A 22,179-nucleotide genomic window follows, 5' to 3' on the forward strand; every position below is an offset into this window, starting at 1 on the left:
CCCACGTTCAACGACCCGCTGACCGCTCGCCCACCTGGGACGCGTCTTCACCGGTTTCCTCATCGTGATCACCACCCGTGGATTCGACAGCCCCGATTTCCAGGGTCGACAGTGGCGCCATGCGATAGAGCTTGCCAATGAGACTGACCGACAGCCCGCTGACATCCACCAGCCATTGCATGATCTGATCCACGACCGGGTGTCCCTGCATTGCCCGATGCAACTCCGGCAAGGCCACCAGCATGCCCGGATGGCACTGGCGCAGAAAGCGTTCAAGCAGCGCCGCCTTGTTGCCAAAGGGCGCAAACAGCATGCAGACCAATTGCGCCTCGCTCAGGCCGAGGCTGCTTTGCGCCTCGGTCGTCGCGCGGGCACGCAACTCCGCCAGCGTCAATGGGTCGCCAAGCACCTCCATCGCCTGTTCGCACAGGCGTTCTGGCAATTGATTGCGGCGCATCATGATCAAGGCCCGTTGCAGGTAATGCGCAATGCCCGATTCGTAGGTGCCTCCCTGCACGAAACAGGCTTGCAACCCGCGCACGTGCGCCGACACCGCCAACCCCACGTAATCGTTGTCACTGAGCTGTGCCGATAACTCGTCGGACTTGAACCCGAGGAACTCGGTGAGCAGGGGCCAGCGCTCTTCTCTGTTGCCGACCAGCATGTCGTGGATGTCGATAACCGTCGCGCGGCGGCAGATTTCAAATTGATCGAGTGGGCGCCACGGCTGTTCGTCTTCGCTGTAAAAGCGCTGGTAGCCCTGGTTGCCCAACTCGTCCAGCAGCGGAAACAGTCCCGCACTGTCGGGCTCATGGAGATTCGAGCAGTGCAGTTCGGCCTTGATTGCTGCCCGTCGCAAACCCTCGATGAAGTGTTTGCGCCGACGCGATGAGTCACTACTGATCAAGGCATCGACGCCATGGTTCCAGCGGGAGATTTGCGCGTAAAACTCACCGCTGGCCAGATAGATGTCGTCCCACAGATCAAGCGACCCGTCCCACACTCGGCGATGCCCCAGCATCAACAGATTGGTGCGATTGATTGCGCGCCCGGCCGGGGAAATCGGCGCGGCACGGTCGAACGCCAGCACCTCGCGGTTATCGACCATCAGCACCTCGACCCGTGGATCGTCATACAGGAACAAGGCGTTATTGGTGCGATGGATGTTTTCCAGGGCAATCGGGTTGCAATCATTGAGACGCAGGCTCGCCACCCGCAACCGGAAGGTTTTCGGCGACCGGCTGGCGATCGTCAGTTGCGCGGCTCGCAATAACGCCAAGGTGTAGCAGCTATCACGGGTTCCTGAATGAATAGCCAATACCTTGAACTCACCGATCCGCTCCATACCGCCGGCGGCAACCCCCAGGCGCTGGATCAGCAATTGCAAGGCTGTTCGCTCGGCGCGGGAAAAAAAACTCAACAGTCTTTGCAGTATTTGCTGATAGACATAGTTCATGGCTTGGTCATGGATATTGGTCATCGTTATTTACCTGATACTCGTAAGTTGAATCTAGTGCAGACAGCCGCACGCACGGCGCAGGGAATAGTCAGTGAGTGAAGTTGGCGACAGGCTTTATTACCAAATGCTAACACTTAAGTTTTCAGATCAGCATTGATGAGGTGGCGCCCCTTTCAGCACCTTGCGCACACGCGTGACACCGTAAGACCACGGGTTTAAAGGACATTTGTGTTTGCGCGCAACATCCTAGGAAATGTCTTACAGAGTCCCACGGACGATGAATACAGGAAATAAAGAAAGAAGTTGCAGACGATTGTTCTACAACAGCAAAGAAGTGCGCTGCCTTCTGAATAGACAGCGGTGTAGCGCAATGAAAAGTATCGAATAGATACCCAGCCATGACTCATTCCTTGAGATGAAAGTAATCATTCAATTATCAGGGCTTAGTTACTGATTAGAAGCTACAGATCCAGAGCAAAAACCAGTTCAGTTGCTGAACTGTTCCGTCAATCAGTCAACGGGCGTTGGCTTTTAAAAGGTGCATAAAGCAAAAGAGTCCGTGGGGGCACGGACTCTTCGGGGAGGGATCAGGCCGGTTCAACCTGCAGCGCGACCCTTTCGCGGCAAGGGCATTCACCCATGTAGCGATGCGCTTCGACAAACTCGGTAAACGGGAAGACCCGGGTCTCGAGCGGCAGCAGAACGCGATCGGCGGTCAGCTGGTTGATGTCACGCAAGGCGCGTTGCAGGGCGACTTTGTCCTGGATGATGCCCAGTTCCGGTTTGCCGGTGAAGTTACCGATGCAATGCACGAAAAACTGGATGTTCTTCTGGAACGCCGCGCAGGCCGGGAATGGTGTCTGGTTGCCGCCTTGCAGGCCGTACAGAACCAGGCTGCCACGCGGAGCCAGCACATCACCGAGCAGTGACATCTGCGGGCCACCCAAGCCATCGAACACCACGTTCACGCCACGGTTTTCGGTGATCTTGTTGACCCGCATCAGCAGGTCTTCTTCCTCGGTCACGATGACTTTCTCGGCACCCAGCGCCAGCAGATATTCACGCTCTTGCGCCGACTTGGTAGCGGCTATCACCCGCACACCCAGCGCCTTGCCCAGTTGCACGAAGGATGGACCGGAGCAATGGCTGGCATCGGTGACCAGGGCGAAGTCGCCGGGTTTGACCCGCGCCAGATCGGCGTAGGCAAAATAGGCAACCAGCAGCGGCGTGTAATGGACAGCCGCCTGGATCGGGGTGAGTACGTCCGGATATCGGGTCAAGGACGAGCGTGGCAGCACGATCTGCTCGCCGTAGACCGGGTAATCGTTCGGGCTTTCGGCCGGGAAACTGGCGACCTTGTCGCCCACGGCCAGGTCATCGACACCTTCACCGACTGCGGTCACGATCCCGGCCATTTCCTGGCCAAGGCCCGAAGGCAGACGAGCGTGGGACGACGCCAGATTCTGACGCCAGAGAATGTCGTACCAGCTGATACCAATGGCTTCGACTCGCACCTGCACTTCGCCGGGTGCAGGCAGAGCCGCCGCATGCTCTTCGCATTTGAGCACCTCGGCTGAACCAAACTTGTGAAAACGAATAGTGCGGGACATCGCAAACCTCGCCAAATGAACCTCTAATGCCCTGAACTCTAGCTGGGCTTTCGACCCAACACTATCAGTGGCTATTAATAGTCGACATGCCTGTCATTGATTCCGCAGCTGCGGGGAACGTCGTCCAATGCCGTTCAATCGTGTAAGAAATCTGACCAGCCCTTGCAGGAAAATCTCAATTTATCGGTGCAGAGTACCAGCCTTTGCCCGTAATATTCCTGCTGGCCATTGTTCTCATATGGCCGCTCACGTCAAGTTTGCTGACTCTGCCAGGACTCCAGATGAATCGTAATGACCTGCGTCGTGTCGACCTGAACCTGTTGATCGTATTCGAAACCCTGATGCACGAACGCAGCGTGACCCGCGCTGCAGAGAAGCTGTTCCTCGGTCAACCGGCCATCAGTGCGGCGCTTTCGCGTCTGCGCGGGTTGTTCGATGATCCATTGTTTGTCCGTACCGGCCGCAGCATGGAACCTTCCGCGCGGGCCGTGGAAATCTTCGCCCTGCTCTCTCCGGCGCTGGATTCGATCTCCACCGCCGTCAGCCGGGCGGCCGACTTCGACCCCGCCACCAGCAACGCAGTGTTCCGCATCGGGCTGTCGGACGACGTCGAGTTCGCCCTGCTGCCGATGCTGCTCAAGCGCCTGCGTGCCGAATCGCCGGGGATCGTGCTGGTGGTGCGGCGGGTCAACTACATCCTGATGCCGGCGTTACTGGCCTCGGGTGAGATCTCCATCGGCGTCAGCTACACCACCGACTTGCCGGCGAACGCCAAGCGCAAAGTGCTGCGCCGCAGCTCGCCAAAACTGCTGCGCGCCGACTCGGTGCCCGGCCCCCTGAGCCTCGACGACTTCTGCGCGCGCCCCCACGCGCTGGTGTCCTTCGCCGGCGACCTCAGTGGCTTTATAGATGAAGAGCTGGAAAAGCTCGGACGCAAACGCCACGTGGTCCTCGCCGTTCCGCAATTCAACGGCCTGAGCACCCTCCTCTCCGGCACCGACATCGTCGCCACCGTACCGGACTACACCGCCGATGCGTTGACGGCCGCCGGTGGTGTGCGTGCTGAAGACCCACCGCTGCCGGTGCGCAGTTTCGAGCTGCACATGGCCTGGCGCGGATCCCAGGACAACGATCCGGGGGAGCGTTGGTTGCGCTCGCGGATTCAGATGTTCTTCGGGGATCCGGATAGCCTTGGTTAATCGCAACCTGTAGGAGCGAGCCTGCTCGCGATGGTCGTCAACGAGAATGCTGGCTGCCTGAATGCCCGCGGTGCCTGGACCTCCATCGCGAGCAGGCTCGCTCCTACAGGGGATTTGTGTATTTTCAGAAAGAGTGAATTACCTCAAACCCATTGATCGCCCCCAGTCAAAAGGCGCAGTCTAGAGAGCTGCCCCCGCGCTCCTATCATTCCGAATGATAGTTACCTTCGCCCCATTCGATTCGTGCGATATCCGCCCGCCCAGCATCATTCGCCCATCTCAATACATTGGCGGATGCATCCATGGAACAGTCACTCAAACATTTGCGCTTCCCGTTGGCTCTATTGGCCGTAGTGGTGCTCAGCGCGTGCGGCAAGGCGCCCGAAACCGCAGGTGCCCCGCCCGCTGCCAAGGTCAGCGTGGCCAAGGTGCTGGAGCAACCGGTCAACGAGTGGGACGAGTTCACCGGGCGCCTTGAAGCACCGGAAACCGTAGAGATCCGTCCACGGGTCTCCGGTCAGATCGATGAAGTGGCCTTCACTGAAGGTGCGCTGGTCAAGAAAGGCGACCTGCTGTTCCAGATCGACCCGCGTCCGTTCCAGGCTGAGGTCCGTCGTCTCGAGGCCCTGGTTGCCCAGTCCCGCGCCAATGCGACCCGCAGCGAAAACGAAGCCCAGCGCGGTGAGCGCCTGCGTACCAGCAATGCAATTTCCGCCGAATTGGCCGATTCGCGCACCAGCGCCGCCCAGGAAGCCCGCGCCGCCGTTGGCGCCCTGCAGGCCCAGCTGGATCTGGCGAAGCTGAACCTGAGCTTCACCCGCGTCACCGCGCCCATCAGCGGCCGCGTCAGCCGTGCGGAAATCACCGCCGGCAACCTGGTCACCGCCGACACCACGCCACTGACCAGCGTGGTCTCCACCGACAAGGTCTACGCCTACTTCGACGCTGACGAGCGTGTGTTCCTCAAATACACCCAGCTCGCTCGCCAGGGCAAACGAGGCGCGACCACCCCGGTGTACATGGGCCTGTCCAACGAAGACGGCAACCCGCACCTGGGCCAGATGAACTTCGTCGACAACGCCGTCAACCCGAAAACCGGCACCATCCGTGGTCGCGCGGTGTTCGACAACAGCGACGGCAGCTACACCCCGGGCCTGTATGCGCGCCTGAAACTGGTGGGCAGCGGCACCTACAACGCCATGCTGATCAACGATGAAGCGGTCGGCACTGACCTGGGCAAGAAGTTCGTGATCGTGATGGATGGCGACAACAAAACCGCCTACCGCTCGGTTGAGCTGGGTCCGAAGATCGAAGGCCTGCGCATCGTGCGCAGCGGCCTGAACAAGGACGACACCATCATCGTCAAGGGCCTGCAGCGGGTGCGTCCTGGCTCGCCAGTGACTCCTGAAGTGATCCCGATGGCCAGCGAGCAAACCCTCGCGGCCCTGGCACAACAACGACAAGCACTGGAAGCCAGCAACCTGCCCCAAGTCGCGCCTGCCAAGGTCGCGCCGGGTACGGCTGTGAAAGTGGCTGCCGTGACTCCACGCGGTTAAGGGATAAAAACTCCGATGAATTTTTCCAAATTCTTCATTTCGCGGCCGATCTTCGCAGCAGTGCTATCGCTGTTGATCCTGATCGCCGGCGCCATTTCGCTGTTTCAGTTACCGATCAGCGAATACCCGGAAGTCGTGCCGCCAACCGTGGTGGTGCGTGCCAACTTCCCTGGCGCCAACCCAAAAGTCATCGGTGAAACCGTGGCTGCTCCCCTGGAGCAGGCCATCACCGGCGTCGAGAACATGCTGTACATGTCCTCGCAGTCGACCGCCGACGGCAAGATCACCCTGACCATCACCTTCGCGCTGGGCACCGACCTGGACAACGCCCAGGTGCAGGTGCAGAACCGTGTGACCCGCACCGAGCCGAAGCTTCCCGAGGAAGTGACGCGCATCGGTATCACCGTGGACAAGGCGTCACCCGACCTGACCATGGTGGTGCACTTGACCTCGCCGGACAAACGCTACGACATGCTCTACCTGTCCAACTACGCCATCCTCAACATCAAGGATGAACTGGCGCGCCTGGGTGGTGTCGGTGACGTGCAACTGTTCGGCATGGGCGATTACTCGCTGCGGGTCTGGCTCGATCCGAACAAGACCGCATCGCGCAACCTGACCGCCACCGATGTGGTGACCGCCATCCGCGAACAGAACCGCCAGGTGGCCGCCGGCCAACTGGGCGCGCCTCCTGCGCCGAATGCCCAGAGCTTCCAGTTGTCGATCAACACCCAGGGCCGTCTGGTGTCCGAGGAAGAGTTCGAGAACATCATCATTCGTGCCGGCGACAACGGTGAAATCACTCGCCTGAAGGACATCGCCCGCGTCGAACTGGGTTCCAGCCAATACGCCCTGCGTTCCTTGCTGAACAACCAGCCGGCCGTGGCCATCCCGATCTTCCAGCGCCCAGGCTCCAATGCCATCGAAATTTCCAACGAAGTTCGCGGCAAGATGGAAGAGCTGAAGAAGAGCTTCCCGCAGGGCATGGACTACAGCATCGTCTATGACCCGACGATCTTCGTGCGCGGCTCCATCGAGGCGGTGGTTCACACCCTCTTCGAAGCGCTGATCCTCGTGGTGCTGGTGGTGATCCTGTTCCTGCAAACCTGGCGTGCCTCGATCATTCCGCTGGTCGCCGTGCCGGTGTCGCTGATCGGTACCTTTGCCGTCATGCACCTGTTTGGCTTCTCGCTCAACGCGTTGTCGCTGTTCGGCCTGGTACTGGCGATCGGTATCGTGGTGGACGACGCCATCGTGGTGGTGGAGAACGTCGAGCGGAACATCGAACTGGGGCTCGATCCATTCGAGGCCACCAAGAAGGCCATGAGTGAAGTAACGGGCCCGATCATTGCCACGGCGCTGGTGCTGTGCGCGGTGTTTGTACCGGCTGCGTTCATTTCCGGTCTCACCGGCCAGTTCTACAAGCAGTTCGCCCTGACCATCGCGATCTCCACCGTGATCTCGGCCTTCAACTCGCTGACCCTGTCGCCGGCGCTCGCGGCCGTGTTGCTCAAAGGTCACGATGCACCCAAAGACCGCTTCTCCAAGGTGTTGGACAAGCTCTTCGGTGGCTGGCTGTTCCGTCCGTTCAACCGCTTCTTCGAGAAGGCCAGCCATGGCTATGTCGGCACCGTGCGCCGGGTCATCCGCAGCAGCGGCATCGCCCTGCTGCTGTATGCAGGCCTGATGGTGCTGACCTTCTTCGGTTTCTCCAGCACCCCGACCGGTTTCGTGCCTGGCCAGGACAAGCAATACCTGGTGGCCTTCGCGCAACTGCCGGACGCCGCGAGCCTGGATCGCACCGAAGACGTGATCAAGCGCATGTCCGACCTGGCACTGAAACAGCCGGGCGTGGAAAGCGCGGTGGCCTTCCCGGGCCTGTCGATCAACGGGTTCACCAACAGCCCGAACGCCGGCATCGTGTTCGTGACCTTGAAGCCATTCGATGAGCGTAAGGACCCGAGCATGTCCGCAGGGGCCATTGCCGGTGCCTTGAACGGCCAGTACGCGAACATCCAGGAAGCCTACATGGCGATCTTCCCGCCGCCGCCAGTACAAGGCCTGGGCACCATTGGCGGGTTCCGCCTGCAAATCGAAGACCGGGGCAACCTGGGCTACGACGAGCTGTACAAGCAGACCATGAACATCATTGCCAAGAGCCATAACGTGCCGGAACTGGCCAACCTGTTCACCAGCTACACCGTGAACGTGCCGCAGGTCGATGCCGCCATAGACCGCGAGAAAGCCAAGACCCACGGCGTGGCCGTCAGCGACATCTTCGACACCCTGCAGATCTACCTGGGTTCGCTGTATGCCAACGACTTCAACCGCTTCGGTCGTACCTATCAGGTCAACGTTCAGGCCGAGCAACAGTTCCGCCTCGAATCCGACCAGATCGGTCAGTTGAAAGTACGCAACAACAAGGGCGAGATGATCCCGCTGGCGACCTTCATCAAGGTCAGCGACACCTCGGGCCCGGACCGCGTGATGCACTACAACGGCTTCATCACCGCTGAAATCAACGGTGCGGCCGCCCCCGGCTACAGCTCCGGCCAGGCCGAAAAAGCCATCGAGAAACTGCTCAAGGAAGAACTTCCAAACGGCATGACCTACGAGTGGACCGACCTGACCTACCAGCAGATTCTGTCCGGCAACACCGCGCTGTTCGTGTTCCCGCTCTGTGTGCTGCTGGCGTTCCTGGTGCTCGCCGCTCAATACGAAAGCTGGAGCCTGCCGCTGGCGGTGATCCTGATCGTACCGATGACGCTGCTGTCGGCCATTACCGGGGTGATTGTGTCCGGTGGCGACAACAACATCTTCACCCAGATCGGCTTGATCGTACTGGTGGGGCTGGCCTGTAAGAACGCGATTCTGATCGTCGAGTTCGCCAAGGATAAACAGCAGGAAGGCATGAACCCGCTGGCGGCGGTACTGGAAGCTTGCCGCCTGCGTCTGCGGCCGATCCTGATGACCTCCTTCGCGTTCATCATGGGTGTGGTGCCCCTGGTGTTCTCCAGCGGTGCCGGTGCCGAAATGCGTCACGCCATGGGTGTAGCAGTGTTCTCCGGGATGCTCGGGGTGACCTTCTTCGGTCTGTTGCTGACGCCGGTGTTCTATGTACTGATCCGCAACTTCGTCGAGCGCGGTGAAGCCCGCAAGGCAGCCAAGGCCTTGAAAGTGCAATCGCAACTGGAGTCGCATTAATGAGTCTGAAAGCCTTTCTGCCGAGCCTGCTGGTACTGGCGCTGAGCGCCTGTGCCGTCGGCCCGGACTACAAGACCCCAGCAAACGAGCCTGCCAACATCACCACGGCCACCGATGGTGCAGCCGGCCAGAAGAACTTCGACCGCTCGCGCTTCGAAGGCATCTGGTGGCAGCAGTTCGAGGATCCGACCCTCAACCAGTTGGTGACCGAATCGCTCAAGGGCAACCGTGATCTGCGCGTCGCCTTCGCCCGCTGGAAGGCGGCACGGGCGATCCGCGACGACGTCAGCAACGACGCCATGCCGACCATCACCAGCCGGGTCAGCAGTGACCTGGGCAAAGGCCAGATTCCGGGCCAGACCACCAACCGGGTCAACAGCGAACGCTACGACCTGGGCCTGGACATGGCGTGGGAGATCGACCTGTTTGGCCGCATCCAGCGCAACCTGGAGTCGGCGGACGCCGAGCAACAGGCATTTGAAGCCGATCTGTATCAGCTGCAAGTGACCATGATTGCCGAACTGGTGGACGCCTACGGTCAGCTGCGCGGTGCGCAACTGCGGGAGAAGATCGCCCTGGCCAACCTGCAGAACCAGCAGGAGTCACGCAAGATCACCATCAGCCTGCGTGATGCCGGCGTCGGCGATCAGCTTGATGTGGAGCGTGCCGACGCGCGCCTGGCGTCGGTGGAAGCCAGCGTGCCGCAACTGCAGGCCGAGCAGGTTCGTCAAAAGAACCGTATCGCCACCCTGCTGGGGGAGCGCCCGGACAAGTTGACCGTGGACCTGAGCCCGAAAGACCTGCCGGCGATCGCCAAAGCCTTGCCGATCGGTAACCCGGGCGAGTTGCTGCAACGTCGTCCGGACATCCTCAGTGCCGAACGCAAGCTGGCCTCGGCCACCGCGCGGATCGGCGTGGCCAAGGCTGACCTGTTCCCTCGCGTGAGCCTCAGCGGCTTCCTCGGCTGGACCGCCGGGCGGGGTTCACAGATCGGCTCTTCGGCGGCCAACGCCTGGGCGCTGGGCCCGAGCATCACCTGGGCCGCGTTTGACCTGGGTAGCGTAAAAGCCCGCATCCGCGGCGCCGACGCCGATGCCGAAGGCGCACTGGCGACCTACGAGCAGCAAGTGCTGCTGGCCCTGGAAGAATCGGAAAACGCATTCAGCGACTACAACAAGCGCCAACAGCGTTTGATTTCGCTGATTCGCCAGAGTGAATCGAGCCGTTCGGCAGCCGATCTGGCCGAAATTCGCTACCGCGAAGGCACCGCCGACTTCCTCGTGCTGCTCGACGCCCAGCGTGAGCGTCTGGCGGCAGAAGATACTCAGGCCCAGGCTGAAATCGATCTGTATCGCGGCATCGTCGCCATCTACAAGGCCTTGGGTGGCGGCTGGCAACCGGAGACAACGGTAGCCAGCAAGTAACCGGCCTTTACAGCGCTCCTTTGGTTGGCCGCAACCAACCAAATTCCTTGCCCCGCGCCTCATTCGGTCGCGGGGCTTTTTTTTGCGACTCCAGGCAACACTGCCAATCCCTGTGGGAGCGAGCTTGCTCGCGAAGACGGTGTGTCAGGCGCCATTGATGCTGGATGTGCCGGCCTCATCGCGGGCAAGCCACGCTCCCACAGGTTTTTGTGTTGATTGCATGATTTGAGAACGACACAAAACCTGTGGGAGCGAGCCTGCTCGCGAAGACGGTGTGTCAGGCGCCATTGATGCTGGATGTGCCGGCCTCATCGCGGGCAAGCCCGCTTCCACAGGTTTTTTTGATCGCTGGCACCCAGCATCAAGGCGCAAGACGCAGCAGCACGTAGTCATCTTTATCAAAGCGGCCACTCAACACCGGCGTCAGTGGCGAGACCTGCGATGAAGGGAGTTTGCGGTAAGACTCCTGACTCATGACGATGTAGGCCGGCGCTTTGACAGCCGCCAGTTGTTCGGGCGTCTCGGTGAAGATCGGTCGAACGTCGGTATCGGTATTGACCATGAACTTGATTGCCTTCGCGTCCTTGCCCATGCCATGCAGCACCAATGGTTCGGAATCACTGTTCATCCGCTCAAGAACCGCTCGGGAGAATTGGCGCGTGTCATACATGTCTCGTTGAATGGGTTCAACGTACAGGATGAAGGCCGACCACACGGCCAGCACCGCACAACACGCAAGACCTGGCACTCTGAGATGTGGTTTGAACACCAGGACCAATGCGGCTATTTGCAAGAAAACCAGCAGCCCGAGGACCAACCTGATGGAGGGCAATGAATCCGGCAGGCGGTGATGCGCAATCAACACAACACCGAACAACACACCTGGCAGCACCAGCCAGAGCCCTTGTATCAGCAGTCTCAAACCGGCAAAAAATCGACCGCTCGCTGCCTGGAACGGATAAGCCGCGACAATGGCCGCCATCGGTAACATCGGCAACAGATAGCGAGCTTTTTTAGCCTGCGGAATCGAAAGTCCGACCAACACGATCAAACCGGCAGCCACGCAAAACATCATCAGCCGCCATTGCGGCCCGCGATCACTTCTTTCACCGGCCAGAACGCCGACCAATGTCAGTAAGGCCAGTGGATAGGCCAACGCGTAATTGCCCAGGGAACTGGTGAAGTAAAACAACGCACCGCTGGAGCCTTCGCTGCCATCAATGCGTCCCGTCACCTGCATGCGAATGACATCCTGCACAAAGGCTGCGTCACCGCTGATGTCGGCCAGCCACAAAAGCAAGCCGATACAGATGACCAGCAGTGCCAGGGCAACCACACCAAAGCTCAACATCCGCCGGTATTGACCACTGAAAAGGTAATAACTGCAGAGCATGCCGGTGGGCAGGATCAGGCCGATCGGCCCGCGAATGGCAAAGCCCAGTACCAACAAGACACATAACCCGGCCAGACGCCGGCGAGCATTGAAGTGATCGGCAGCATAGGCCAGATAAAAAGCCGCGAATGAAACCGCCGCAAGCATCAGGTCCAGTGATACGGCCCTTACCTCACTAATGAACGTCACACTCAGCAGCATCAACGCGATGCTGACCAGCGCCCACTTTGGTGAGTACGGCGCGAGCAGGCGGTACATGAGCGTGACGATCACCGCCGCGGCAATCGAGGAAGGCAGCCAGGCGGTGAAGCTCGTCACGTGTCCGAAAGGCAACGAAAGCAGATAGATGAACAACGTCGACATTGCGCTGTAGTCAGCATAAGGCTCACCGTAGGTCGTGGGGAAAATGCTGGGCCCATGGCGCAGCATTTCCTGAGCGAACATCACGAACCGCGAGTCGAAGCCAATGAACGCCTGATGATTGCTCACCATCACGAACAGCAACAGAGTAAAGAGACCCAGCGCGAACGATTGCATTCGCATAGCCTTTGGCGGCTGGAGCAATGATGGGGAGAACATGTGATTGATCTCTGTATGCAATGCACACAAGTTAGCGGGAGCGGTGCGCCTTCAATGACGCCGCGTTACGAACAAATCCGGGTCATTCCACCCGAATTGGCCCTGTTGCGTTGCCAACATTGCGCAGCCTGGAGTGTGAAGTCTGGAGTACCCATTGTTAAAAAGAAGTGAAAGTTTGGTGAGCTACATTGCACTTATGAAGCACACCCCCGACTAATTGCATTAAGTTATTTTCATGTTACGAATCACGGCATCATCTCAAAAGTTGTGGCGTACCTATTTAAATTAAAACTAATGGTTTATTCGCAATCTACTGACATCGTCATCACATTTCGCCAGATAGCTTTGCGCTCCAACCGTTTGCCGGTGCCACGGCGAGCGCAAAATGTGAAATTGTCATGAATAAATCGTTAGTCGGATTTTTAAAAAGTGACCAGGGTGCGCTGATACTGCTGCTGGGTGTGTCCGCGCTACTGCTGCTATTCGGGTTGGGAGCAAGAGAGCTTTGGGGCGCAGAAACGCGCTGGGCAAACATCGCCCTGCAAATGTTGCAATCAGGCGATTATCTGGACCCTTACCTCAAGGGCCTGCCCTATTACGACAAGCCTCTGCCTTCCTATTGGTTGATTACCGCCACTGCCCATCTGATGGGCGGTCTCGGACACTGGTCGCTACGGCTGTCTTCGGTCGTGGCGGCCTGGCTGAGCATCTGGCTGGTCTACCTGATCGGCCAGCAGCTCTATAGCAAAGGCACGGGCTTGATTGCCGGCTGGTTTCTGGCGACGACTTTCTTTTTCGTTTTCTGGGCTCGGGTAGCCACGGCGGACATCTTGACGGTTTGCGGTGTCCTGGCCTCTGTCTGGTGGTATTGGCGCGGCCCGGACGACACGCGCCTGAGCCGGTACCTCGTATTTTTCCTGATTCTGGCACTGACGTCGCTGTTCAAAGGCTTGATCGGATTCATCCTTCCCGGGCTGTTGCTACTGCCACATCTGCTTGGCGAGGGACGCTGTAAAAGCCATCTCAATGGGCGCATGTGCCTGGCCGTTCTGATCGCGGGTGTGGTCTACCTGGTGCCGTTCATGCTGTCGCACCGCTACGGTGCACCGGCTTATGGGGAAAGCGGGCTTGGCCTGGTGTTCCGGGAAAACGTCGTTCGATTTTTCCACCCCTTCGACAACCTGGGCCCGATCTATACCTATCTGGTCTATCTGCCGGTCTATACCTTGCCCTGGGCGCCGTGCTGGATACTCGGCCTGTGGGTGGCCGTACGAAACTGGAAGCACACCGAACCCAACATTCGCTGGTTGATCTGGGGCCTGACATTGCTGTTCCTGTTTTTCACCGCCAGTGGCAGTCGGCGCAGCTACTACGTATTGCCCCTGGTGCCATTTGCCCAACTGCTGGCCGCGTGGTGGGTCACCCGGCGAATGGCCGAGCGCAAGGCAGCCGGCAAGGTCAGCGGGCTCGGTTGGACAAAGGGCATTGCCGCTGCCGCGGGAGTGTTGTTTGTGGTACTTGGCATTGTCTATCCCTGGACCAACGGTGGGGGTGGCGGTGTCATGCAGTTTTCCCGGGATGTGCGTGCGCAAGCCATCAAGACCGCGCCGTGGAACGAATGGCGCATGGTGCTGGTGGATGTCGACAACAAGCTGCCCATGTATCTGCAAAATCAGGGATCGCCGTTCTACTACGTGGCCCCGGATTCAGACATTCCAAAAACAGGCGACAGCGCAGCACTGATGGCGTGGCTGGAAAAACAAAGTGGCCAGACCTGGAATCCTGAACGCACGATCATCGTGGAGCAGTACGACGACCTCACACAATTGCCGCTGGATTATCTGACTGCCGACCATCAGTTGATCACCACCAGGCCCAACAACGGCGCCCGGTTGTTTCGCGTTCATGAATCGGGCAGTGCCGCGTTCATTCCCAACGTGAAAACGGCGGGAAATCCTTGAAGCGCAACGCGCCTTTCATGTGGGAGCGGGCTTGCCCGCGATGACGGTGGATCAACCGACATCAATGTTGAATGTGCAGCCGCCATCGCGGGCAAGCCCGCTCCCACAGGGTTCAGTGGTGTATTTCAGATTGGCGGGCTTCCTGGACGGTCACAGTGGCGGTAGTGCCCGCCCGCAACTTGTCCTTGCCGGCATAGTCATCATCGATCTTGATCCGCACCGGCACCCGCTGCGCCAGTTTGACCCAGGTGTAGCTGGGGTTGATGTTCGCCAGTAACCGCCCGCCGGGCAGGTTTTCCCGGTCGGCGATGGCAAAGGCGATGCTCTGCACGGTGCCGCCAAAGCGTTCGCCACTCATCAACTCGATGTTGACCCGGTCGCCCTCGCCTATTCGCGGCAGCTTGGTTTCTTCGAAGTAACCGCTGACATAGAAACTATCGCTGTCCACCAGCGCCACCAACGGTCCGCCCGCCGTGGCGTAGTCGCCCTGCCGGGTCAACAGATTGGTGACGTAACCGCTGACCGGCGATTCGACCCGGGTACGCTCCAGATCGTGCTCGGCCTCGGCCAGTGCGGCTACGGCCAGTTGCACGTTGGCCTGGGCAAACCCCAGGTTGGCCTGATTGCGCAACAGATCGGCCTGAGCCACCGACACGTCGGTACTGGATTTTTCCCACTCTTCGCCGGAGATCGCCGAGCGTTCCTTGAGGGTTCGGCGACGGCGCTCCTCGCTCTGACGCTGGCGCAGCAACGCCTGGCTGGCGACGATGGTGGCTTCCGATTGGCCAAGCGCGGCCTTCGCTACTTCCACCGAACGTTTGGCGTGGTCCACGGCCAGGGCATACCGCGAGGGGTCGATTTCCAGCAGCAACTGGCCCTTGTCCACGTGCTGATTGTCTTGCACGCCGAGATTGACGATGCGCCCCGCGACATCGGCGGACAACGTCACCACATCGGCCCGCACCCGCGCATCCCGGGTCCAGGGGGCACGGGTGTAGTGTTCCCAGGCAAACCAGCCGAGCACAAACGCCAGTGCCACCACCGCCAGTGTCGTGAGTTGGGCAAGGATCTTCTTCAAGGCATCAGGCTCCCATCACCAGAATCAGCGTCGCGCACACACAGGCGTACAAGGCACCTTCGAACAAGGCTTCATGCCAGACAAACTGCAACACGCCCAGGCGTCGCAGGATCCAGTCCAGCACCAGAAAAATCGGCAGGCCCAGCAGCAGCGCCTGAGCAATCGGCGGCAGGTAGACACCACCCAGTTCCAGATCAATGGGCAAGGCTCGGGACTCCCTGTTGCGCCGAGGCGGGTTCGAAATGGCGACGGTGGCGTTCCAGGAACGACACCACGATCAGCAGTGCCACGCGCATGCGAAACACTGACCACAACTGGTCATGGACGCTGGAATGCAGCGTATCGAGTTCATCGCCCAGCGCGTGCAGGTTGCCGAGCACGGCATCGACGTCAATGTCCGGCCGGCCGGCTACCAGTCGCCCGGTTTCGCGAACGGTGGTCGTTAGCCGGGTTTGCAACGTCGGGCTCAGCAGAACGTTGTTTTGTGATTGCTGCCGGAGCTGGTTCAAGGCGATGCCCAATGCCAGGCAGCCAAGACTGACTTGAAACAGATCCCGTGCGGCTTTGTCCGAAATCGCCGGCAACAGGCCGAGCATCATGGTCAGGCGGTCGACCATGCGGCTTTCGAAGGCAAACTGGTTTTGATCGGTGGGCGGGACTTTGAGCAAGGCGTAGACCTGCTCACAGTTTTCCTGGTGCAAACGACGAATGCGCAACACTGGCCTGAAGGGGAAGATCAAGGCATACACACTCAACGCCAGAGTGGCAGCACAGACATAAGCGCCAGCAAATTCGAACCATTGGATCGCCGTGTTCTGCCCCAACCCGGTGTTCTGCGGCCCCAGCATCAACAAGGTAATCAGCCCCAGGCCGATCCCGGTACCGGTGGTGGGCGGGCTCGACAATCCCACGGCGACCGCATACAGCAACGGTGCCAACACCAGGGCCAACAATTCGAAGTTGCTGATCATCGGCACCAGTGCGAACTGCAGAACCGCAGACGCCACCAGAGCGATTCCCAAGCCCCTGGCAAAGCTCTGGGCGGCCATCAACGGTCGGGGAAAAGTCGCCATCAGCGAGCACAGGATGCCGGTCACGATCATCCCGCCCCGGGCGCCATCCCAGCCGGTCTCGATCCAGATCAGGCCCGCCACCATCAGCGCGCAATAGGCGCGAATGGCATTCATCGCCGCCAGGGTGAAATCCAGGTGCAGCGGGTTGGCCTGGCCGCGATACAGGCTGCTGGCCTTGCGTCCGCTCTGGATCGCATCGGCCAGTTCCAGGATGGTGTCCAGCTGCTGCAGCATGCGCGCCTGCTCCCAGCGCAGTGACCAGGACAGCGAACGCAAGGTGGGTTTCAAGGGTTCAGTCAACTGTTCCGCGCGGTAAGCCAGTGCGTCGAAACGCTGCTGCAAGGTGGTGAACTGGTGCCGCTGTTCGCTGGACAGCGCCCGCCCCTGTTGAGCCAGCGTGTCGAGAAACACCAGCTCTTCACTGAGCAACTGCTGGATTTCCTCGGGAAGTTTGCCTTGCCAGCGTGCCAGCAACAGTTCGCGCTGGTGACGCAAGGCTGTCAGCCGCGCCGTCAGCAACAGCAATTGGTTGCCGAGCAATTGCACCAGATCGTCGGCACTGCGCAAACGCGGCGCGTCGTAATACAAATGCCGGCGTACGCCTTCCAGCGCACTGATCTGTCCCAGCAACTGCATTTGCCGACGGTTGAAGTCCTCTTCGCTTTCCTCGGTGCGTATGACCGCGCAGGCATGGGTCGCCAGCAGCTTGATGACCTGATCGATCCGGGTGAAGTAATCCTTGGCCACGGCCTCCGGGCGTGCGGTCAGTAAGCTGACGACACACACGCAGGCCACCGCCAGCAGCGTCTCGGTGACGCGGGTCACCGCCAGCAGGAAGGTACCGTCCTGATCCGGCACCGCCAACAACCCCACCACAACCGCCGTGTAGCCACTGAGCACAAACGCCTGAGAGCTGGTGTAGCGCAACAAGGTGCCGCCGGCGGTACAGAGCGCCAGCCACAGCGACAACGTAATAAGGAAAGGCACCGGCGCCTGGGGGAAGATCGCCATGATCGCTACTGCCACCGCCGCGCCCACGGTGGTGCCGATCACCTGGCCGAAACTGCGGGCCAGAGCCATGCCGGCCAGCGGCTGACTGACGATGACAACGGCCATGATCGACCACTTGGGCTGGTCGAGGTCGAACAGGAAGGCCAGATACAGGGTCAGCAGGCCGGCGGTGATAGTTCTCAAGGCAAACAACAGCACACCGGGGCTGGGGTGGAGGATTGCCTTGAAGTAGTGCAGCAGCGCTTGCATGGGGACGCTCGTTGATTGTTATCCAACAAGCGTAGCCACTGCATGGGTCCGCCGGATCAGTTTTACTCCGGCGTGCTCGACTATCCGAGAGGTAAAGGGGCCGATGCACGACAATCTTCGCCAGTACTTCGACCCTCGAATTTCACTGGGGAAGCACGATGGGTGTATGAGTAGAGTTTTTGTTTTGAACAACGTTTTTTATCGGAAAAGGAACTTTCTCCACAAACGGAGTCGGAACGCTCTTTTCAATGGCCCGGCTCAATGCACTCGGATTGGGAATGAACTTGCCTGCTGGATCATAGGCCCCCAGTATGTTTGATCCCGGAATGTCTTGCGCATAGCTGATCTGGTACGGATTGGAACCCAGTCGAGCGCCAGTACCTGCCCTCCAGTTAGCATTTCTCAGCACATCTTCTCCATCAATCCCCCTGCCACCAATCAAATAGGTCCACCCGCCATTTTTCCCTCCATTATTGAAGGCCCCCATTCCACTAGTATCGTAATAACCGGACGCTTGCCCGCCGTTAGACTTAAACCCTTTGTCGAACACTTCCTGTGGTGAGCGCATATCTCCACGCATTGCGAACCCACGATACACATAGCCATTTTTATGATTGCCAAAAAAAAGGACACGTGAACGATCCATGAGTCGCTGTGCAACCTGTGGTCCTTTGGCCAGTGACTTCAATCGTTCAACAAGAACATTGCCAGTGTGCTTCCTGTCGATTTTTTCCTGAATAATCCAGGGATTCCTGACCCTTGGCGCAATCCATCTTTCTATTCTGCTTACGCCTGGCAAAGCCGATGAAGCGCTGTGCCCATACTTTGGAAAATTTCTTGATATTTCTCTGGGGAAAACGTCGAACCTGAGGCGCTCGAGCACTTTACCTGCAATCCGGGAGTCCACGGCCTTGGAAAACACCTTCCCCAGTGTTTTCCCTATATATGGAGCAGCCACTTGGGCCACCATACCGATGACCGCATTTGATTTATGTCGGGCCGACTCCAACGGATCGTCAACTAATTTGCCACGCAAATATTGAGTGGCTGAAGCACCAGCACCCATCAAGAAGGCAAAGGGCGCTGTAGGTGCGCCTGGCAATGCCAAAATAATTGCCCCTACTCTCAATGACTCGGACAATATATCCAGCATGCCATCAATAAAGCGTTCACCTGAAGTTGAGGTCATTGTGTCGATATCGGATTTTGCCTTGCTAACCACATTGTTATATACATCTTTAAAGGCATCATGATTTTCCCCATAAATATTAGGGCCATCGCGCCGCCCAAAGACAATTGGCCTGTAAGGCCACTTGTAGTTTTCAAATGTTTTCACGGGATTCCAACTCCAAACAAAACGTCCCTGGCTGTATTTGAAGTCATCATCATCACGCCCCAACAAGGCTTTCAGGGGGATTCGATCTGACAGGGCGGCTCTTAAATCTGGACATTCCTCTATTGATTTTCCATCTTCTTCAAAGAGCTCAACAGGACTCTCGATGACTGACTCTTTTCCGCCCATAAAGACGAATAAACCATCACGAGCATTCTCACCGAGAATGCTCGTGGATAAAAATACAGCATTTGACACATGAAATACGCTACTGAATTTCCCCTGAGTAATAGCGATCGGTCTTATCTGAATTTCACCCTTCAAGAATTTTTCGGCAATTTCCTTTCCTTTCTTCGAGACACCTTCGCCTTGAAGAAAGTCGGTGACCAGATGACGAAGCTTGAATTGAAAACTCTTCTTCCATAAATCGAAAGCCTCCGGTCGGGACAACACCTTCTCCGAGCGTTCTTTATAATCTTTCAGAAGCCTGTTGCTCTCCACTGCGCTCTTGAACCCATCGGTATATCCAGACGGCCAAAGCACATTTAAAGTTTCAAACGGCTCTATCCTTGTCTTATGCTGCCCCATCAACAAATCAGCCAATGTGAATTCTACATATCGCATTGTTTTATCTGGAGAAGCGTGTCGATTCTTACTTTCCGGGCGACTCAAAAAATATGACACGGTAAACCTGGTTTTATAGTTCACCTCGGACTTTAAATTAACAGGCAAGTCCGAGCCCGCGACGAAATCCTCTGTAAACGACACGACGAACAGTGCCGGATCCAAAACGGTTTGCAGTTCGACATAGTCCTTGATAAACAAATCCGCCGCCTGATTTATCGTGACACCGGGAGCAATTTCTTCACCCGGCCCGATGGAGATTACGGCATCCAATTCACGTTGCCCTGCTTCAATGAGCCATTTTGCTGACGAATGTGCAGCTACTCCGCTTTCTGAAGTTTGAAAATTGGAAGACAGGCTCAAGTCATCCAGGCTTCGCTTATTTCTCACATTTGCAGTCAACGCCAAATCAGCGGCCGATAGCGTCAGTGGGACGTCAGATGCGTTGACGGGATCGATCGCGGGCCCATCGACAAGGGCGGTATCTTCAGTATCGAGTGCCGCCAGCGTGGCAATTTCAGTAAGGTAATCCTGATACGTCAGGTTTTCGGTGCCAGATGCAGTCGACTTCAAAAGCACTTCAAGATCTTCAAGCAACTGTGGATCATCAAAGGGATCGGAATATTTGGATTGGCTGACCAGATGTACTACTTGCTCTGCGAAGTCTGGAAAATCCTCAAACAAGCTATCGATGCCCTCAACGATATGTTCATGAGCCATCGTGGCTTCATCAGGTGCGGATTCAGGAGTGAATTCCACTCCTTGTAACGGATCAACCATTTCCTCTACTGCAGGTTCAAACCAATAGGCGTAAAAGTTGCTGACGGCCATATAAGCCGCGAAAGCACCGGCAGCACGACCCGGATGGCGCTCAAGCAACGCGCCCGCACTACTCCAGACCGCCGCGCCGTTGCTGACCAGGCTTGCGGCCATCCGCTGGAGCAAACGCTGTACCTGCTCCCTGACATCTTCCACAACGGGCAGCGGTCCGCTCAACAGTTCTGTTGTGGTTCGATAGACCTCTACGAGGGGTTCCATCTCGATCACTACATCAGGCGCCTGAGCACTGGCGCTGTCCCACGGCACCAGATTGCGGGTAAACCATTCGTCCGCTTTGGCAATAGCGTGAGTGACCATGGTCAGCGGGTCGGCAGGGGTGGGATTTTGTTGTCCTCGAGCCGGGTCAAAAGGTGACACGTCAAAATAGTACGCACCGTTTTTCCAGGCACTGCCGCTGGTCTCTGGATCGGGCCTGCCGAATGAGTCGACGCTAGCGCCCGAGCGCGTTGCCCCAGCGGATTTCGCCGCATTGCTGACCATCAAAAGAACATCAACGATGGACTTGGCAAGACTCTGGCGGTTACTCGCGACGTCCTCATAAGAGGCTGCATTGCGGTCAAAAGCCAGCATGGCCGACAGCGGCCAGGTGGAGTGATCACTCGACGGTACGGGACTGGCCTCAGCAGCCGTCGAGTTCATCGACGCTGACGGCCAGACCGGATGCCCTACCAGACTTTCCAGCCAACTGGGGCCAATCAGCCATTGCAGCCACGTCTGCCCTTCCTCTTCGGCGGGCTTTATCTGATCGCGAAGATCACTGACCTCCGCCATAAAACATGGCACCCAAGGCAACTGCCTTACATTGTCCTTTTCAAGCAGATGCATTAACTCATCCAACAGCGCGAGGGCATCTTTGGGAGTTGGGCGGACCTCAGACGCGTCTTCCAGCAGCAGCATGATGCTATCGAGTTCACCATCATTTGGACCTATGTATTGCCGGCCTTCAATGATCAGATTAACCAAGGATCTACAGTGAACATCCGAAAGCAACTTGCCGTTCAGAATCAACTCGCGATGCAAAGCATTAGAACGCTTCAGCTTTGACTCGATGAGTTTCGCGAGCCCCTCGGGATTTTTTCCACTCAGAAACCTGATGTTTTCTCCCAACGCGGCCTGCCATTGGCTATCTGGCAAATGGCAAACCACATCGATTATTTCTTCCAGGCGATCTTCAGTCAGTGATCCAAGCGGCCGAATCGAACGGTACAGCCAATCCGCAAACTCCCCGGCCAATGCCTTGCACGGATCCCTTAGCAAAACACCACTTCTCAAAACCGCCACAGCTCCCGATTCAGTCAGAGGTTGGGTGTTCATCTCTTTTATAAAAGAAGCCCAGCGACGATCAAGATCTGTCTGATCAATAAAATCCGTCTCTAGTGAACTGAATGTATTGCTCGAGAGTACGGGGGGTTGAATGTCTACGGCACCTAGACTACTCATGGTCTGAGAACTATTGCCGGTATGCTCGAGTGTGGCCGAGAGCGAGGTTTGCACAATTGATTCATTGGCAGGAAAAAATTTAGACGATGTCTGGCTTAAGCTCGATGTATTAATTGACGGGGACACTGAACAACTTTCCGTTCTAA

At 58.0% G+C, this 22,179-nt stretch carries 12 protein-coding genes; 5 read left to right on the forward strand and 7 right to left on the reverse strand.

Features of this window, described 5'->3' with window-relative positions; all coding sequences use genetic code 11:
* Positions 1-7 precede the first annotated feature (7 nt).
* A complete protein-coding gene (locus DKY63_RS04690) occupies positions 8-1,480 on the reverse strand; it encodes a hypothetical protein (RefSeq protein WP_110963020.1) in 1,473 nt (490 codons plus the stop codon).
* Between the two features lie 566 nt (positions 1,481-2,046).
* Entirely contained in the window at positions 2,047-3,069 is a 1,023-nt protein-coding gene (locus tag DKY63_RS04695) for a zinc-dependent alcohol dehydrogenase family protein (protein ID WP_110963021.1), read from the reverse strand.
* 281 nt (positions 3,070-3,350) lie between these two features.
* Between DKY63_RS04695 and DKY63_RS04700 the strand changes: the two genes are divergently transcribed.
* The 4 genes from DKY63_RS04700 (at position 3,351) to DKY63_RS04715 (ending at position 10,452) form a co-directional block, all read left to right on the forward strand.
* Positions 3,351-4,268, forward strand: a complete 918-nt coding sequence (locus DKY63_RS04700; protein WP_110963022.1) for a LysR family transcriptional regulator — start codon at positions 3,351-3,353, stop codon at positions 4,266-4,268.
* A gap of 302 nt (positions 4,269-4,570) precedes the next feature.
* Positions 4,571-5,824 carry a multidrug efflux RND transporter periplasmic adaptor subunit MexE gene (gene mexE / locus DKY63_RS04705; RefSeq protein ID WP_110963023.1) on the forward strand — a complete coding sequence of 418 codons (1,254 nt, stop codon included), beginning with the start codon at positions 4,571-4,573 and terminating at the stop codon, positions 5,822-5,824.
* Between the two features lie 15 nt (positions 5,825-5,839).
* Positions 5,840-9,028 (forward strand): efflux RND transporter permease subunit, encoded by a 3,189-nt coding sequence (locus tag DKY63_RS04710; RefSeq protein WP_110963024.1) that lies wholly within the window; start codon positions 5,840-5,842, stop codon positions 9,026-9,028.
* A complete protein-coding gene (locus tag DKY63_RS04715; protein WP_110963025.1) occupies positions 9,028-10,452 on the forward strand; it encodes an efflux transporter outer membrane subunit in 1,425 nt (474 codons plus the stop codon). Before DKY63_RS04710 ends, DKY63_RS04715 begins: the two co-directional genes overlap by 1 nt.
* 361 nt (positions 10,453-10,813) lie before the next feature.
* On the opposite strand, the gene DKY63_RS04720 is transcribed toward DKY63_RS04715, so the two are convergent.
* Complete coding sequence (locus DKY63_RS04720) at positions 10,814-12,388, reverse strand: ArnT family glycosyltransferase (RefSeq protein ID WP_110963026.1); 1,575 nt, start codon at positions 12,386-12,388, stop codon at positions 10,814-10,816.
* Positions 12,389-12,822: 434 nt separating this feature from the next.
* On the opposite strand from DKY63_RS04720, the gene DKY63_RS04725 reads away from it, so the two are divergent.
* Positions 12,823-14,385 (forward strand): ArnT family glycosyltransferase, encoded by a 1,563-nt coding sequence (locus DKY63_RS04725; protein ID WP_110963027.1) that lies wholly within the window; start codon positions 12,823-12,825, stop codon positions 14,383-14,385.
* Positions 14,386-14,497: 112 nt separating this feature from the next.
* Here DKY63_RS04725 and DKY63_RS04735 read toward each other — a convergent pair whose 3' ends face one another.
* From DKY63_RS04735 to DKY63_RS04750, 4 genes are all read right to left on the reverse strand, one after another.
* A complete protein-coding gene (locus tag DKY63_RS04735) occupies positions 14,498-15,463 on the reverse strand; it encodes an efflux RND transporter periplasmic adaptor subunit (RefSeq protein WP_110963028.1) in 966 nt (321 codons plus the stop codon).
* Between the two features lie 4 nt (positions 15,464-15,467).
* Positions 15,468-15,668, reverse strand: a complete 201-nt coding sequence (locus DKY63_RS04740; RefSeq protein ID WP_110963029.1) for a DUF1656 domain-containing protein — start codon at positions 15,666-15,668, stop codon at positions 15,468-15,470.
* Positions 15,658-17,796, reverse strand: coding sequence for an FUSC family protein (locus tag DKY63_RS04745; protein ID WP_110963030.1), 2,139 nt, complete (start codon positions 17,794-17,796; stop codon positions 15,658-15,660). The genes DKY63_RS04740 and DKY63_RS04745 overlap by 11 nt, the downstream gene beginning before the upstream one ends.
* 142 nt (positions 17,797-17,938) lie before the next feature.
* Positions 17,939-22,159, reverse strand: coding sequence for a hypothetical protein (locus DKY63_RS04750; protein WP_162634867.1), 4,221 nt, complete (start codon positions 22,157-22,159; stop codon positions 17,939-17,941).
* Between the last annotated feature and the right edge of the window lie 20 nt (positions 22,160-22,179).

The sequence above is a fragment of the Pseudomonas putida genome (genome assembly GCF_003228315.1).
Classification (GTDB): Bacteria; Pseudomonadota; Gammaproteobacteria; order Pseudomonadales; family Pseudomonadaceae; genus Aquipseudomonas; species Aquipseudomonas putida_S.